This is a genomic window from Flavobacterium gelatinilyticum (assembly GCF_027111295.1).
GTDB classification, from domain to species: Bacteria; Bacteroidota; Bacteroidia; order Flavobacteriales; family Flavobacteriaceae; genus Flavobacterium; species Flavobacterium gelatinilyticum.
Genome location: NZ_CP114287.1, coordinates 2,069,379 through 2,085,474 on the forward strand (window position 1 = coordinate 2,069,379; position 16,096 = coordinate 2,085,474).

The following is a 16,096-nucleotide window of genomic DNA, read 5'->3' on the forward strand; positions in this document are numbered from 1 at the left end:
AAAAAATGAGCAATAAGAATGAAGACTCTGTTGTTTTAACTGATTTTTTATCAAAATTTCAGCTAAAAATATCGGATTACCAACGACCTTACATTTGGAATTTCACACAGTTTTTAAAGCTATATAAAGATCTTATTGATTATAAGACTAACCAAGAAGATTCAACCCCGCTATACTATTTAGGAAACATTATTCTGGTTAAAAATAATAACGGAGAATATGATATAATCGATGGGCAACAACGAATAACAAGTTTGTTAATGCTAGCGAATCTTTTGGACCAAAAGGAGGTATTCGGCTGTAATAAGGACCTTGAGATCACTTCAACAATTTCTAAGGATAACATTAAAGTAAATGCGTCATATTTCAGGCATTACATAACAGGAAATCTAGAGAAAATAAAGTTTGAAAACATCAATATTACCTACATTATTGCTGAAAATCAAGATCAGGCTTTCAAATTTTATACAACTCTTAATACTTCTGGGAAAAGGCTAAATGGATTAGATATTGTCAAACCTTTTCATCTACAAGCTGTAGATAAAGAAAAACAAGAAGAAAAGGCTAGACTATTTGAAGAGTATCAATTCTCAAATAGCCTCTTGGATAACATAATAAAAATAAGTTTAAGGATTCGATATTGGGTGGGTTTTCCTTTTCGTGATTTTCCAAGAAATCATGTAGACAGTTGGAAAGAAATTCTTCCTGAAGAATTTGCCAACATTGAAATGCAATCCGGACATGATTATAAATATGCAACAGTAGTAGAAGAAAAAGGCATTTCCATAACACCAGATTTTACATATCAAATAAATCAACCTTTATATAAAGGAGAGAATGCCATCCATTATCTTATCTATTGGGGACAATTGTGGATGAAGATTGAAAAGAAATTGAAATCTGAAATATTTGATAAACTGGATAAACTTAAAGGAGTTGAGTTTCACAAGGAATATTATGAAATGGCTTTGCTATGCTATGCAAGTAAGTATGGCGAAAAAGCTATTGAAGACGAGTGCTTTACGGAGATCGCCAAAGTACTTTTTAAAGTGTGTTTTTATACGAGACTAACAAAACCTTGTTCAAAAATTTCAATCCAGAAAAAAGAAGAGGAAAACCAATTATTGAAACGAATACTATATGCTTTTGACAGAAATGAAATTATAAATTATTGTAGTGATTTTTTTGACGAATCAACTCTTAAGGATTCTGAAAAGATTACAACGGGAAGAATTCAAGCGTTTAAAGACAGCTTTGGGTACAAAAATAAGAATTATAAACAACCCTTTTTTAATCAGTAATGAGCTCCAAATTATTTACAATAAATAGAAAGACCCTTAGTGATTTTAATAATGAGTTATTTGTTATACCAGCATATCAAAGACCTTACAGCTGGGGATATAATGAAATCACGAAGCTCTTGAGTGACCTGAAAGAAAATCAGCACGACAAAATATACTTCATCGGAAATGTAATAGCTCTTTCTAATAATGGAAAATTCGATTTGGTAGATGGGCAACAGCGTTTTACGACTTTATGGATGCTAGCACTTTATCTAAGTAAAAGTTTTACAGACACTGATATTATTAATTTTTGTTGTCTGAATAGAAAGTCACGTTTAATTTTTGCCATACGCGATAAAACAAACGAATATTTGCAACAATTATTGATTGCTCAAAAGCAAGACAACAAAAGTTTTTGGGAACTCCAGAATTTATTACCTGTGGTAGGTGTGCAAGACGCTTCTTTAGCACAAAATCAAATTATCGCAAACAATTTTAGGATTATTGATCAATGGATTGATGAGAATAATATAGAAAAAAGTTTCTTAGAGTTTATAAAAACAAAACTAACATTTGAATTCTTAATTGCTCCACAAGGAACGGACGAAAACAAACTGTTTATCCAGATAAATACAAATGGAGCGCAGTTGCAGCATTATGACATTTTGAAATCGGAGTTAATAAATGCGATTGAAGAAGAAGAAAGACATGGATATTCTATTAAGTGGGACAATTGTTCGGGAATGTTTGATCGCAAAGGTAATTATGAGCAAAAAGTATCCCTCTCCATTTCGGAGAAATTAGTAGATATTTTAGATTCCGATGAAGAAAAATTATTTTATAAGGAGCAAAATAATAATGCAAATAAAAAACCTACAGATACATATCAGCAGATAATTAGTTTCAGTACGCTATTAATTCATACTCTTTTTATATACATTAAAAATGAAAATGATAATTTAAAATTAAGTCTTCCTAAATTTTTCAATACGGATAAACTTTTAGAAGTCTTTAATGAATTTAGGTACAAAGTGATCAATGCTAATACGGAGCCAAGAAACAAATACGCAAAAGATTTTATTGATTGCTTAGTGAAGATAAAAGAACAGCTTATTAATTCTATTATTTTTTCAGATTTACAGGACAATGACTTTGCGTTACTCAGTAGTCTTCAAAATAAGCAAGAAGAGAAAGAGGAAAACGATAAAAATATTGAACAGCTCCAAAGGATGTTATATCATAGTAATAATGATACAATACATTATTGGTTGGGCATCTATCTGGATCAACTATTAAGTTCACAGGTGACTAATTCAATAAAGATATTAGAAAAAATTGACAACATTATTTCCATCAAAGGAAATACACAAGCAACATATCAAAGTTATTTTAAAAATCCAGAAGACTTTCTTAATCAATCACTTAAACCTGTTTTATTTGATCAACCTTTCATATTTAAAGGGTTTAACAGGTATTGGTTTTACAAGTTAGAATATCTTTTATGGAAAAAAGACAATAATAATTCGTCAAAAATTATATCCAGAACATCGGTAGAACATGTTTTACCACAAAGTCAAAAAACACTTTATGAAGAAAAAGAAATTGATATTGATAAATTAGGTAATCTAATTTTAATAACGGTTTCTGAAAATTCCGGTTTTTCTGATAAAAATGTAATGGAAAAAAATGAGTACAGAAAAAAACTGTCAAACCCTCCATTAAAGATGACAAAGCTATTCGACGATCTGGAAAAAAATAATCTGATTAAAGAATCACATGATGACAATGACTACATTAAATTGATAGAAGTTTTAAAAAATCATGAGGATGAAATGCTAAAATTGTTGATTGATCATTATATTTAACGTTATCATGAAAAACTCATGACAACATTAATCATTTACATCAGAGTCAGCAAAGAAGAATACTCTCAGTGTAGCCAAGAAGAAAAATCAAATAAATACCCAATAAATGCATGCTTACAATTTCATTGAAATAATAAAACAGATATAAAATACAGCAATAAAAGCTTTGGGTTACTCTTTGAGTAGCATGTTTTTACCTAGAATAATTTTTGAAGTCTTATAAAATTAAATATTAAAAATCGGTATCTTTTCTCAACCTTAACCTCTTCTCCTATATCTTTACTATCTAAACATATTAGCTTAAGCTTGTAATTAAAATTACAATATTTTTTAAGCTATTAAATAACTCAGTTTTATAGCTTCAATACTGTCAAAATTGGGATTACGTGTTTGATTGCAAACCCTGAAAGCCCGCTGAAAGGCCCTAAATAAAGGATAACAAATTTTATTTAAAGCCAAATAAAAAAGTAAACGCTGCAATTTTTTTTGATTTGCAGAGTTTTTCATTATCCTAACCTTTATTTATTATGGATAAAAAGTTTGTGGCAGAATCGTGGCACAGTTGAAAATCCCTTATTGAAAGTAATTAAAGCCAACGATACTAAACCGTGGTTCGAATCGGATTGAGACAGATATGTTTGCTGATTTGGGGGCAGCAGATTCGTATCTTGTGATTTGTTCACTTTTTTTTAATAGTTCAAGTTTCGTGAACAATACGAAAAAATGAACATGATTTAACTTCATATAAGTTAGCTAAAAATAAATATACTTTCCAGTTTTGATATTCTTAAATTAAGACGCTCTAAATTTGAAAGGTGGGTAGATAAGGTAGGTAGATAACATAATTAACGACTATATCATAATTAAAGAAAATTTAAAGCCCGTCTTACTAACTGGTAAGAAATTTACAATTATATGGGTAGAAAACATGGGTAGAAAAACAAAATTTCGATGCCATTTAGTTAATCACTTCTAGCACTCTGAATTATTTAATTTAAATTCACATAGTAAAAGAATCTTAAAATTAAGAAAATGCAGAAGCACCAAATTTATGATCTCGATTTTAAAGTAAATACTATTTCCCTTTATAATATTCAAAGGTTTATTAAAAAAAAACAAAACACTAACAATCAACTATTTAATCCAAACAAAACATCTCCAAACTCTTGACTTTCTCAAAAAAAAAGACTAACTTTGCTTCAATGGGTACATAAGACGCTTATTGCTTAAACAATAAGGCTTTTTCCAAAAATTAAGTAAGCAATAAGCGTCTTATGTACCCATTGAGAGACTGATAGTTCTTCATCACAAAGACTTCGTCTTTGTGATGAAGAACTATCGTAAATTTTACCATCCAGCTTAAAAATCCAATACATTTATTACTTTCCACCTTAACGTAAATTACAGGGTACATTCTACAAAAAAAATCACTCCATTCATAAGAATACAAAATCAATATAATTGTCGCAAATATTTACTATATTTGCGACAAAATAGCACTTAAAAAATGACAGAAAGCACTGAAAATAAAGTAATTGAACGCATAAAAAAAGCCAAGAGGGGGTCTGTGTTTTTTACTGACGATTTTCTTCGTTTCGGAAGTGCAAAAACAATCAGTAAATCCTTAGAACGACTCACTGAAAAAAAAGAAATCATGAGAGTTTCTAGAGGTATTTATACAAGGCCCGAAATAAACAAAACCCTTGGAATCACAATAACTCCTTCAATTGAGAATATCGCAAAGGCAATAGCGCGTCGAGATCGGGCACGTATTATTCCTACTGGTGCATATTCTCTAAACATTCTTGGACTTTCTACACAGATACCAATGAATGCTATATATCTTACAGATGGTGTTGCCAGAAAAATAGCAATAGGAAAAAGATCGCTACATTTTAAAAAAACAGCAACAAAAAATCTGGCCTCAATTGGAGAAATAAGCGGACTGGTAATTCAAGGCCTTAAGGCATTGGGAAAAGACCAGCTTAATGAGGACGAGATATTAAAAGTAATTGAAATATTAAAAAAAGAAAAGACAGAACGCCTGCGTCATGATATTAAATTAGCTCCTGAATGGATCCGAACAATAATGAAAGAGGCATTACCAGAAAACCAGCAGTTATGATAAAAAATTGGATTTCATTATCAGATGAAGAAAAAGCAGGTTTATTTACAGAAGCAGCAGCACAAAAAGGACTTCCTGCTTATGCTGTTGAAAAAGACTGGTGGGTCACTGTGACACTGCTGGCAATTTTTACCTCCCAATATTCAGATCACCTCATATTCAAAGGAGGAACTTCATTAAGTAAAGCTTACAATTTAATTGAACGCTTCTCTGAGGATATAGATCTTGCTATAGATAGAAGTTTCCTTAAATTCCCAGGAGAACTTTCTAAAACTGCGATCAAAAAACTTCGCAAAGCTTCTGGGCAATTCATCATTGCTGACTTCAAAAATGAACTTGAAGCGCAACTTTTAAAAATTGGAATACCAAGTACTCTCTTCAGCCTCAAAACTGATGAAAATATCGATGACACAAGCGACCCGCACTCAATTGAACTAATATATAAGCCTGTAATTAATCATGGATCAGGTTACTTACCTCAAAGAGTTCTGATCGAAATCGGAGCCAGATCACTAAGAGAGCCCTCTGAAATGCGTCCTATTTCATCCATACTTGATGAAACATTCCCTGAACAATCTTTTAATATCCCTGCTTTTAATGCAAATGTAGTATTACCATCCAGAACTTTTCTTGAGAAAGTTTTTCTGCTTCATGAAGAATTTAGTAAGCCAGTTGATAAAATAAGATTTAGTAGGCTGACCAGACATTTATATGATCTAGAAAAAGTCATGGATAATGAATACGGAATTTCTGCAGTCAAGGATAAAAATCTATTTTTTACCATTGTAGAATTTAGGCAAAAATACACCACAGTGAGAGGTATATCTTATGAAAGACACACCCATTCTACTTTATCATTCCTTCCACCTCCAGAAGTGGATGAAGCATGGAGACAGGACTATACAGAAATGAGAGAAAATATGTTTTATGGCGCAACACTTAGCTATGATATGCTAAAAGAAAGATTAAATGTTCTTAATGATCGCTTTAAAGAGAACGGCCTTAACTCACAGAACGACAACTAAAAGAAAAACATCAAATCTAAATTCGAAATCATTAGTAAAAAATAAATTTCCTATCTTAAATTTTAAACAATAAAAACCTTATCAGCGGCAAATCTTTCATTTTCACCTCTCTGAATATATCCCAGCTGGTTTGTTACCATATTTGTATTTCCAATTTTAAAGTCCTTAGTATTATAATGGCTGTGTCCATATATCCAGCACATTGGCTGGAACCGCTCAATAAGCTCTGAAAGTTCAACAGCAAAAGCTTCATTCAACAGGCTCTTTTTATACATTTTCGGATATTTTTTAAAAGTTGGAACATGATGAGTTGCAACGACAACTTTTTTAGAATCTATTATTTCCAAGGCATTACTAATAAAATCTACATTCTCAAAATACAGCTTATTGTAATTATCTGCTGAAAACCTGTCTCCATCGTATTTAACAACATGAAAATCACTAAGTCCTCTTTCAATGTTCAATCGGGAAACCTCACTAATGTGGGTCCATAGAGTCGAGAAGACCAGTGTTAAATTATCATATTCTACAACATAATTATTTAGAAGGATTACATTATTTCTAATCTTCTCATAAAAAGTTCCTGATTTAAGAACAGCATCAAAATGATAATACTCATGATTTCCAGGAATCCAATACGTCATTTGGAAATTATCGGATAAAAAATCAAAAAAATCCTGATGTTTATCCATGAGCGAAAAAGGTACAATATCCCCAGCCAGAATTAAGATATCTCCGTTTGGAATTAATGGATTATCTCTCATGAATTCTTTATTTTTAATAAACTCCAGATGCAGATCTGAAGCATATTGAATTCTGTTTATCTCCATATTATTATTTTTTAAAGAACCAAGACTCCCAAAAAGAAAGAAAGTTGCTCTTTATATTGTTATAAAAAAAAGATTTATTTAGATACTATTTTTACGAAGTGTTTCCTCAATCTTCACACTATCGTATAGAAATATATCTCCTAGTTTAGTATATGGAAGAATCCCAGTCTGTCTGTATTTTATAATAGTATTATTAGATAGACCAAATATCTTTTTTAAATCTTCATTTCTGTAATAGGCAGGTCTCAAGGTTTTTCCTTTACTGATTTTTGAATCGATCATTTCCAGTTTTACCATTAAAGGATCTATAATATTTTTAATCTCCATTATAAAGGCCTGTCTCTTTTCTTTCTTTGTCATATTGAATTGTTAGTTAATGTTATATTTTTTTTCATCCCGAGCTTACCAGTTCTCAAGTTTTCTTTTTCGCTCCATCAATATCCCAATCAAATCATCTAAAAATTTAATCTGTTTCTCTTTATAAGTATAACCTTTACACTCAGAAAATTGTCTGCTTATTCTAGTTATTTTTTTCTGAACTCCTTCATTATTTTTATATGTAAAATTTTTACTTAGAAATTCCTGAATACTGATTCGATTTTTTTTCACATCAGATGGATCAAAAAATAAAAGACCTTCATCCATTAGGATATAAAAAAGAATTGCAAGCTCACTTTTACTATAAGAGCTTTTGCATCTTTCAGACAATGATTGATTACTCTGAAAATCATTTAAGAGCAATAAGTTTTCAATCTTTTTTACTCTCTTATCGAGCTTAAAGAAATTATCTAAAATTTCAGAGGTCTTGGCTTTTGTCATTTAAAGAAATTATTATTTCTGATTTTTCCCCAACAGAAGTTTCTGTCGAACAATTAGTCATATGCTTTTGGGCTATTAAGCTGTAAAACAAATCTGACTACAAACAATGCTAAAGTAATTGTCGAAAATGGAATTATCTGTATCATTTGTCACACTCGACCTTTTTATTTATTTATTTAACTTTTAAGTTTTTACATTAAATTTAAAGCATATAAGCTCCAGCAGAAAAGAAGTATTGGAATACAATTATGTAATTCAAGAAAATTATGACACGGGTAAAAATCTCCAAATTTTGAAGTATTAATAATTTTACTGCTTTAGCAGTAAAAAATGTATTTTGAAAATTCAGAGGATTCAAAATGAATATAAAAAAGGCCCTTTTACTGCTTTAGCAGTAAAAGGGCCTTTTTTATATATGACTTTAAGAAAAGTGTGCCTCTTTATATGCAAAAGCATATATTCTTAAAAGTATACACTTTTTTATATTAAAAAGCATATAATTTGCTATACAATAAAAAAATCGGAAGCAGCATTAAATTATGCATTCAAATTAATCACAAATATAAATAACTACATCAGAAATTGATTATGTTATAAAAAAATGTATTTTTGTCATATTAAAAAAACAGAATTATAACCTGTTAAAAAACAAGGTTTTACATACAAAATCAGCACGTTTTAAAGTTTGTGGCAGAATCGTGGCACAGAGATTAAAAAAATTAGAAATGCAGTATAAGAGCGGGATGCGGAGCTTAGGTTCGAATCCCTCTTTCTCCGCAGAGAGCTTAAAACTAGACTTTTCAAAGTTTACAAAAAAGGCTAAAATTCACGGAAAACCCTGCAAATCCTGAGATTTGCAGGGTTTTGTCTTTTACTGCATTTTTCAATATTTTCAAAACCGCACAAAAGTTTCGTTGCAGAATCATGGCACACCAGTATTTGAACTTGATATTATTTCTGCCACAAATAGTTAAGACGAATATTTAAGGCTCATTTACTACGATAAAAATGATATTTCTATAAAACAAATAAGGGTACAAATTGCACCCTTATTATATCTCCAATAATTTAACTAAAGCATTTTTAACATTTAATCCTTTTTGATGATTTAATTCCCTAATTCTAATTGATTCCGCACTAAATTAAAGTAATCTGCTTTATTATACACTAATTCTGAATGATTTCCCTGTTCTACAATTTCACCGTTTTTTAATACAATAATATTATCAGCGTTTTTTACAGTACTTAAACGATGTGCAATAATAACAACTGTTTTTCCTTTAAAAAACCCCTGTAAATTGTCATGTATAATTTTTTCATTTTCTGCATCTAGTGCAGATGTTGCTTCATCAAAGAAAATATATTGAGGATTTTTATAAACTGCGCGGGCAATTAAAATACGTTGTTTCTGTCCGCCTGAAATTCCATTTCCGGAAGCCCCTATTTTCGTATTATACCCCAGTGGCAATCCTTCAATAAAATTTTCAATATTGGCAATTTTAACTGCCATTTTCATTTTTTCTTTATCAATATTCTCTTCACCCATAGCAATATTTCTTTCAATAGTATCCGAAAAAACAAATCCCTCCTGCATAACCACACCACAATTTTTACGCAGGCTATTGTTAGAAATATCATTTATGTTTGCTGAATTAACAGACAATCTTCCTTTTGTTGGTTCATAAAATTTTAACAGCAATTTTAGCAAAGTAGTTTTTCCGCTTCCGCTTGCACCAACAATAGCTGTAATTTTTCCTTCAGGAATGAAAAAATTAATATCTTTTAAAACGAAGGGTGATTGAGGTCCTTCATATTGAAAACTTAAATTATTTCCCCTTATTCCTAAAGGAAATTGAGTCTTAATATTATTTATTTTTAAAAGATTATCATCGCTATCTTCGGTCGGGTGGTTCTGTACCTCATTCAACCTTTCTAAGCTAAGCTTTGCATCCTGTAAAGACCTAAAAAAACCAACAAGCTGATTTATTGGACTATTCATTTGCCCAACAATGTACGATACACTTAAAAGCTGCCCCAAAGTCATTTGTCCTTTAATAACAAAACTTGCAGCCAAAAAAGTAACCAAAATGTTTTTAAATTGATTCAAAAACTCGAAACCTGACAACTGAAATTGGTTTAGTTTTAAAATTCTGATATTTATTTTAAACAATTTCTCTTGAATCCCTTCCCATTCTTTTCGTTTGAAATCCTCAAACTGGTTTAATTTTATCTCAGTTACACCACCAATAATTTCTAAAATTGATTCTTGATTTTGGCTTCGCTGCTGAAAAAGAAAATAATCCAGAATTTTTCGCTTTTTGAGCCAATAGAATGACCAGCTGATAGAGACTATAGTAAGAAAAAGATAAACAATAAGAATCTTTACATCATAAAACCAAAGTACTCCAAAGAAAACAGAAAATGTGATCATCGAAAAAAAAGTAATTAGACTTTGAGAAGTTAAAAAATTCTCAATACGTTCATTATCTTGTATACGCTGATTAAAGTCTCCAGTCATTTTAGTGTCAAAAAACTTTATTGGCAATTGCAATAATTTCTTTAAAAAATCAGATATAATGTTAATACTGATTTTTGTTCCTATATAAAGCATTAACCAGTTACGAATTATTTCGATCGTTATCGATCCAAAAAACAAACTTAGCTGCGCTAACAGAATAAGACTTATTAAATTTAAGTTTTTCTTGTTTACACCATTATCAATTAGACTTTGAGTTAAAAAAGGAAAAACCAAAGTAACAGCACTTCCTAATAAAAGCATTGTAAAAAGCCCGATTAACTGATTTTTATGAGGTTTTAAATAATTAAAAAGATATCTGATATTTAGTCTTTTTTCTTTAGGCGGGATTAATTTATAAAACTCTTCGGCCGGCTCAAGAAATAAAGCTACCCCGCTATCATCATCAGACAGCCATGACTTAGTAAACTTTTCTTCATTTATTGTAATAAAACCATAACCCGGATCGGCAATTTTATATTTTTTTTTCCCGGTCAGCCTATTTTTCTTTACTTTTTCAAGAACAACAAAATGATTTTGATTCCAATGAAGAATGCAAGGCAAAGGCATTTCATTAAGCTTTTCATTTGTTAATTTCCCAGATAGAACTTCAAATCCTATTTTGGTTGCTGCTTCTACAATACCTAACAAGGAAACTCCTTCCCGAGTTATAAATGAATTATCCCTCAAGTATTGCAAAGAATATTTTTTACCATAAAAATCAGCCATCATACACAGACAAGCCGGCCCGCAATCCATTTGGTCTTTTTGAGGGGTGAAAATCATAATTAACTAATGGCTACTAAAAATTTATTTTTTACAATTTCTAACTTCTTGCTCTCATCAAAATCATTTACACAATACTCTTTTCCCATATTATCCAGCGCATTTTGAGAACATCCACCATTACAAATTGGCAGTATTTTACATTCTAAACAAGGTGGATTTTTAAATTTTGCATTCATTCTTAAGTCAAACTTCTCATTCCATTCAATCATTCCTTCATCAAGCAAGATTCCTTCTTTGTTTTCAGATTTAAAATCTCTCGCAGTGCATTTAAAAACATCTCCATTGTAATTAATGGTAGCTTGATGTCTTTTGTCTGCATAACAAGACTCTCTTACTGAATCTATGTCTTTATTATAACTTACATAAAAATTACTTTGCTTAAAATAACTCATTGTTTCAAGCATTGCTTCATGGAGGTCTTCTTTTTCCTGCCAGACTTGGTTAAATGAGAAATTTAAATAATTACGCTCTTCGGTATCAAGGTCAGCAAAATCATCAACGATTTTATCAATATCCTCCAAAGTTTCTTTTGATATATTTAAGCGGCAAGTTATACTCATTTTATTTTTGAGGCACAACTTAATATTTTTTATGATTTCATCATAAGATCCTTTTTCTTTCGAAATATACCTCACCTTATTATGACGTTCTCTATGCCCGTCTAATGTAATCTGCATGTGGCCTACATTGAATTTTAAACATTTATCTAATAAATCCTGATTAATGAGTAATCCATTAGTAGTAAAATCAGAATGCAGCTTTATATTTTTTTCTTTACAGACATTACTAACTTTTTCTAAAATCGGTAAAACGGTCTTATTGAAATATAATAACGGTTCACCTCCAAACCAGGAAAGCGAAAAATGCTCAAGATCATTTTGATTTAAAACACGAAATATGAAATTTAAAACTTTTTCAATTTCTTTTTCTCCCATTTTCGAATCCTTGATATGGGTTTCATAACAGTACCAGCATTTGAAATTACAGTTCATCGTAGGATTAATAATAACATGGAAAACATTATTATTTTTTTGATCAATTTCATAAACTAATGTTTTTACCTTTTCAATTTCATTAGTATCTGCTGGAATTACAAATCCTTTTTCTGTTAAATGTGCATAAAAATCAGGATGAACTTCCTGCAATTCATCGATATCCTCTCTTGCTGCTGCCTGATACAAATCATATAATTCAGGATCAAGTATGGTGAAATCATTTTTATAGGCGTTGTATCCTATAATTTTATCTTCGTGTGGAAAAAAAGAATTAAACTGGCTTGTTTTCATGGTAATTGAGAGTTTTTAATTTAAAAAAAACGAGGGCAAAATGCCCTCGCATTCCGTTTATTATACGTTACAGTGCGGCCCGTTTGTACAATTACAATTGTTAACAGCGGGTACATCTTTTCCTCCTTTAATTTTACTTAACTGACTTGCGTCTAAAGAAGTAAATCCACCTGAAAATTTACCTTCGCTCAAAACTAATTTTTGAGGATTATTTTTTGAATTTTTCATAATAATTGATTTAAATGTTAAAACTTAATTTTCAGCCTGTTTAGTTGCATAAGTGATAGAAAGAAGGCTCACCTATTCGCTGCAGTATGTGTTTTTTTTACAATCACAATTGTTAACTCCAGGTGCGTCTTTTCCTCCTTTGATATTATTTAATTTACTTACATCTAAAGAAGAAAAGCCACCTGAAAACCTGCCGTTTTTTAAAACTAATTTTTGAAGGCTGTTTTTTGTTTTTTTCATAATAATCTGATTTTAAGGCAGAATATTAATTATGCATTACAATGCGCATCATTTTTACAATCGCAATTGTTAACTGCTGGTGCATCTTTTCCTCCTTTGATTTTATTTAATTGACTTGCATCTAAAGAAGAAAAACCACCTGAAAATTTACCATCTTTTAAAACTAATTTCTGAAGACTGATTTTTGATTTTTTCATAATAATTTGATTTAAAAAAAGATAAATTAATTACACATTACAATGTGCTCCGTTTTTACAATCACAATTGTTGACTGCTGGTACATCTTTCCCTCCTTTGATTTTATTTAATTGACTTGCATCTAAAGAAGAAAAACCGCCTGAGAATCTGCCTTCTTTTAAAACTAACTTTTGAAGGCTTATTTTTGAATTTTTCATAATTATTTTTTTTATGATTAAAAATTATTTAATTCATCTTTTAAAGTCTTATGAATTCTACATGGACTTTCCTTGCAAGGGTATTTATAAAACCGTTCTTTTGTCGTGCACTACAAATTACTTAGTCCTGATAAATTCAATAAATTAGTTTGCTCTATTACTTTCTTCTGTATTTCCTCCTTGTCTCTTACTAACGTTTATAGATTTATTTCCGAAAGTATAATTAATAGAAAATCGAACTGATTGGGAATCATTATAAATATTGAAAGTATATAATGTTGTCTGAGTGTTTCTCGTGCCAACTGTTTTATAGGAACGGAATAGGTCTCTAAATAAAAGATTCATCTGAAGTTTTTTATTCAGCATACCGTATTTAAATCCAAGATTTAAATACGAACGCCCTTCTCTTGTATCATAAGCATATTTATTAGGGAAATCGTAGAAATAGGTTAGTTCTGCATTGAAGGTTTTTTCTTTATTTAAACTAAATGTACTAATTGAATTTATATCTCCTCCCCATCCTGAATAATACGATTTTAGGTAAATACTTGTACTGCTATTCTCTGCATAAAATACATTTAAACTATTAGTAAGTGACCACCAGGGGAAAACATTAAAGGAAAAATACTCTGTCCAGCCCGCTGATAATGTATTTGCAAAATTTTCGCGAATACTTAATATCGTATTTTCATCCTGATTAATGGTCAATTGACCCGATTCTGCTTTTGTTATAGAGAACCAGAGCCCTGAATTTAGTTTATTTTTATAACTATGATTTAGTTCTATATTATGACTAAATGAGGGTTGTAAAAAAGGATTTCCATAATTAATAAAATTCAGATTTGTGTACCATCTTGCAGGGTTTAATTCCCAATATGCAGGTCTTTGAATTCGTCTGGAATAATTGATGTTGAAATTATTGCTGCTATTTAGATTATACGAGATGAATGCGGATGGAAAAAATTTTATGTAATTATTTGTGTTAACTAAATTTTCGGGTTCAGAAGTTCCTTTTGTATAAGTCGCCTCTGCACGCAATCCCAATTTAATGTCCCATTTTTTTTGAAATTTATGCTGAGCAGAAATGTAAAAAGCCTGATTGTTCTCGACATATTCAAAATCATTTATCTGATTTAAATAAAGCTGGTTTTCTCCTGATATTATTTCATAGAAATCTCCCAAAGCGTCATTTTTTGTTTTTGTGAAGCTGATTTTAGCTCCGTAATTTAAATTTGCCCATGAATAAGGCGCATCAAAATCTGCTTTAAATGAGAAATTATCTATAATTTGATTTCCAGAATTGTATGTGTAGTAATTAGTAACTTCTGAATTTTTATAATCTTCATTGATTGTATAAAATGGGTTGTCTTTATTTTGATTTCTTTTGAAATAATCAATATCCACAGAAATCTGCTTACCCAGAGTATCAAGTTTATGAGTTAAATTTAAATTAGCTGTATTGTTGTAACTTTTTATGTTTGAATCTCCCGTTGAATGATAGTATTTAGTCAAGTCATCTGAAGTCGAATACATTAAGTTTTTATTTCGCTGATAATCATCGCCGCTAAAATTGAATCCATTATAGAATGCCCCAATTTTTGTTTTTGGAGTTAACTGATAATTAATTTGAAAATTACCTGATATGTTTTTTGAACTGGATCTTGTGTATACTTCCTGATTCCAGGTTTCCTCAGTAAAATAAGCATTTGGACTATTCGTATTAACGTTTTTTCTAATTGTTCCGGAAATACTTGTTGAAATATCTAATTTATCTTTTTGATATAAAAAATCACCTCCTGTTGTTCCTGAAAAATTAGATGCCAGAACAGACGCATTTCTAAAGGTTCCCAACCAACTGTTCTTCTTGGCTTTTTTTAATAGTATATTCACAATTCCACTATTTCCTTCCGCATCGTATTTTGCCGGTGGAGTTGTAATAACCTCAATGCTTTTAATATTATCCGACTGAATTGTTTTTAAAAAAGTTATTAAATCTTCCCCTGAAAGTTGTATCAATCTATCATCAACCATTACAGACATTGTCTTTTTCCCAATCATAGCTATTTGATCTTCCTGAACCTTAATACTTGGTGTAATGCGCAAGGCATCAATTGCATCACCTCCTGCTGCAGAAACAGAGTTCTCAACGCTAAAAATTAATCTGTCGACTTTCCTTTCTAAGATTTTCTTTTTAGTCTTAATTACTACTTCAGATAATTTTTCTTTTGTTTCAAATACTTCGATATTTCCAAGGTCAATATCATGTATTATGTTCATCTTTTGTGCCCATAATATATTTCCTGCTTGTTTTACTTGCAAAAGATAGCTTCCTGCTTCTGCATATAGTGTAAAGTCTCCATTACTGCTGCTTATTTCACTCTTTATTGCAACTGAATCTTTATCTAATATCAAAACCTCTGCAAGTTCAATTGGTCTATTTTTAGCATCTATCAATTTACCTTTAACTTTCACCTGCGCAAACAAAAGTGAATTGAAAAACAGTAAATAAGCAATTACGATTATTCTTATCATTCCAAATTATAAATTAAAGACTCCTTTTGTGAGTAATTTTCTGAATCCAAAACTAAATAAACAAGAGCGATCAGTACAAATGATGTAAGTCTGCATTTATAAATATCGTGAGTTGTTTTATAAAATTCAGATCACAAAGAACATAAATAGCTGTTTTATAGATA

Annotated in this window: 14 protein-coding genes; 4 read left to right on the top strand and 10 right to left on the bottom strand. The window is 30.3% G+C overall.

Annotated elements, in window-relative coordinates; genetic code table 11:
- Positions 1-5 precede the first annotated feature (5 nt).
- From OZP11_RS08920 to OZP11_RS08935, 4 genes are all read left to right on the top strand, one after another.
- Positions 6-1,301, top strand: coding sequence for a DUF262 domain-containing protein (locus OZP11_RS08920; RefSeq protein WP_281234867.1), 1,296 nt, complete (start codon positions 6-8; stop codon positions 1,299-1,301).
- Positions 1,301-3,148 (top strand): DUF262 domain-containing protein, encoded by a 1,848-nt coding sequence (locus OZP11_RS08925; RefSeq protein WP_281234868.1) that lies wholly within the window; start codon positions 1,301-1,303, stop codon positions 3,146-3,148. Before OZP11_RS08920 ends, OZP11_RS08925 begins: the two co-directional genes overlap by 1 nt.
- A 1,507-nt stretch (positions 3,149-4,655) precedes the next feature.
- Positions 4,656-5,273, top strand: a complete 618-nt coding sequence (locus OZP11_RS08930) for a DUF6088 family protein (RefSeq protein ID WP_281234869.1) — start codon at positions 4,656-4,658, stop codon at positions 5,271-5,273.
- Positions 5,222-6,298 carry a nucleotidyl transferase AbiEii/AbiGii toxin family protein gene (locus tag OZP11_RS08935; protein ID WP_281234870.1) on the top strand — a complete coding sequence of 359 codons (1,077 nt, stop codon included), beginning with the start codon at positions 5,222-5,224 and terminating at the stop codon, positions 6,296-6,298. The genes OZP11_RS08930 and OZP11_RS08935 overlap by 52 nt, the downstream gene beginning before the upstream one ends.
- Positions 6,299-6,360: 62 nt before the next feature.
- Here the strand turns inward: OZP11_RS08935 and OZP11_RS08940 are convergent, their stop codons facing one another.
- From OZP11_RS08940 to OZP11_RS08985, 10 genes are all read right to left on the bottom strand, one after another.
- Positions 6,361-7,128, bottom strand: a complete 768-nt coding sequence (locus tag OZP11_RS08940; protein WP_281234871.1) for a metallophosphoesterase — start codon at positions 7,126-7,128, stop codon at positions 6,361-6,363.
- Positions 7,129-7,206: 78 nt separating this feature from the next.
- Positions 7,207-7,488, bottom strand: coding sequence for a helix-turn-helix domain-containing protein (locus OZP11_RS08945; RefSeq protein ID WP_281234872.1), 282 nt, complete (start codon positions 7,486-7,488; stop codon positions 7,207-7,209).
- A gap of 42 nt (positions 7,489-7,530) precedes the next feature.
- Positions 7,531-7,947: a hypothetical protein gene (locus tag OZP11_RS08950; protein WP_281234873.1), complete on the bottom strand. Its 417-nt coding sequence runs from the start codon at positions 7,945-7,947 to the stop codon at positions 7,531-7,533.
- Between the two features lie 1,108 nt (positions 7,948-9,055).
- A complete protein-coding gene (locus OZP11_RS08955; RefSeq protein ID WP_281234874.1) occupies positions 9,056-11,248 on the bottom strand; it encodes a peptidase domain-containing ABC transporter in 2,193 nt (730 codons plus the stop codon).
- Positions 11,249-11,250: 2 nt separating this feature from the next.
- Positions 11,251-12,537 carry a radical SAM/SPASM domain-containing protein gene (locus OZP11_RS08960; protein WP_281234875.1) on the bottom strand — a complete coding sequence of 429 codons (1,287 nt, stop codon included), beginning with the start codon at positions 12,535-12,537 and terminating at the stop codon, positions 11,251-11,253.
- A gap of 60 nt (positions 12,538-12,597) precedes the next feature.
- Positions 12,598-12,765, bottom strand: a complete 168-nt coding sequence (locus tag OZP11_RS08965; protein WP_281234876.1) for a hypothetical protein — start codon at positions 12,763-12,765, stop codon at positions 12,598-12,600.
- Positions 12,766-12,837: 72 nt separating this feature from the next.
- Positions 12,838-13,005, bottom strand: a complete 168-nt coding sequence (locus tag OZP11_RS08970) for a hypothetical protein (protein WP_281234877.1) — start codon at positions 13,003-13,005, stop codon at positions 12,838-12,840.
- A gap of 29 nt (positions 13,006-13,034) precedes the next feature.
- On the bottom strand, positions 13,035-13,202 hold the full coding sequence (locus tag OZP11_RS08975) for a hypothetical protein (RefSeq protein WP_281234878.1): 168 nt from the start codon (positions 13,200-13,202) through the stop codon (positions 13,035-13,037).
- A gap of 30 nt (positions 13,203-13,232) precedes the next feature.
- Positions 13,233-13,400, bottom strand: a complete 168-nt coding sequence (locus OZP11_RS08980; protein WP_281234879.1) for a hypothetical protein — start codon at positions 13,398-13,400, stop codon at positions 13,233-13,235.
- 144 nt (positions 13,401-13,544) lie between these two features.
- Positions 13,545-15,932, bottom strand: coding sequence for an outer membrane beta-barrel family protein (locus tag OZP11_RS08985; protein WP_281234880.1), 2,388 nt, complete (start codon positions 15,930-15,932; stop codon positions 13,545-13,547).
- Between the last annotated feature and the right edge of the window lie 164 nt (positions 15,933-16,096).

Coding starts and splice junctions, on each gene's coding strand:
- OZP11_RS08920 (WP_281234867.1), top strand. CDS start 6: ATGAGCAATAAGAATGAAGACTCTGTTGTTTTAACTGATTTTTTATCA.
- OZP11_RS08925 (WP_281234868.1), top strand. CDS start 1,301: ATGAGCTCCAAATTATTTACAATAAATAGAAAGACCCTTAGTGATTTT.
- OZP11_RS08930 (WP_281234869.1), top strand. CDS start 4,656: ATGACAGAAAGCACTGAAAATAAAGTAATTGAACGCATAAAAAAAGCC.
- OZP11_RS08935 (WP_281234870.1), top strand. CDS start 5,222: ATGGATCCGAACAATAATGAAAGAGGCATTACCAGAAAACCAGCAGTT.
- OZP11_RS08940 (WP_281234871.1), bottom strand. CDS start 7,128: ATGGAGATAAACAGAATTCAATATGCTTCAGATCTGCATCTGGAGTTT.
- OZP11_RS08945 (WP_281234872.1), bottom strand. CDS start 7,488: ATGACAAAGAAAGAAAAGAGACAGGCCTTTATAATGGAGATTAAAAAT.
- OZP11_RS08950 (WP_281234873.1), bottom strand. CDS start 7,947: ATGACAAAAGCCAAGACCTCTGAAATTTTAGATAATTTCTTTAAGCTC.
- OZP11_RS08955 (WP_281234874.1), bottom strand. CDS start 11,248: ATGATTTTCACCCCTCAAAAAGACCAAATGGATTGCGGGCCGGCTTGT.
- OZP11_RS08960 (WP_281234875.1), bottom strand. CDS start 12,537: ATGAAAACAAGCCAGTTTAATTCTTTTTTTCCACACGAAGATAAAATT.
- OZP11_RS08965 (WP_281234876.1), bottom strand. CDS start 12,765: ATGAAAAATTCAAAAAATAATCCTCAAAAATTAGTTTTGAGCGAAGGT.
- OZP11_RS08970 (WP_281234877.1), bottom strand. CDS start 13,005: ATGAAAAAAACAAAAAACAGCCTTCAAAAATTAGTTTTAAAAAACGGC.
- OZP11_RS08975 (WP_281234878.1), bottom strand. CDS start 13,202: ATGAAAAAATCAAAAATCAGTCTTCAGAAATTAGTTTTAAAAGATGGT.
- OZP11_RS08980 (WP_281234879.1), bottom strand. CDS start 13,400: ATGAAAAATTCAAAAATAAGCCTTCAAAAGTTAGTTTTAAAAGAAGGC.
- OZP11_RS08985 (WP_281234880.1), bottom strand. CDS start 15,932: ATGATAAGAATAATCGTAATTGCTTATTTACTGTTTTTCAATTCACTT.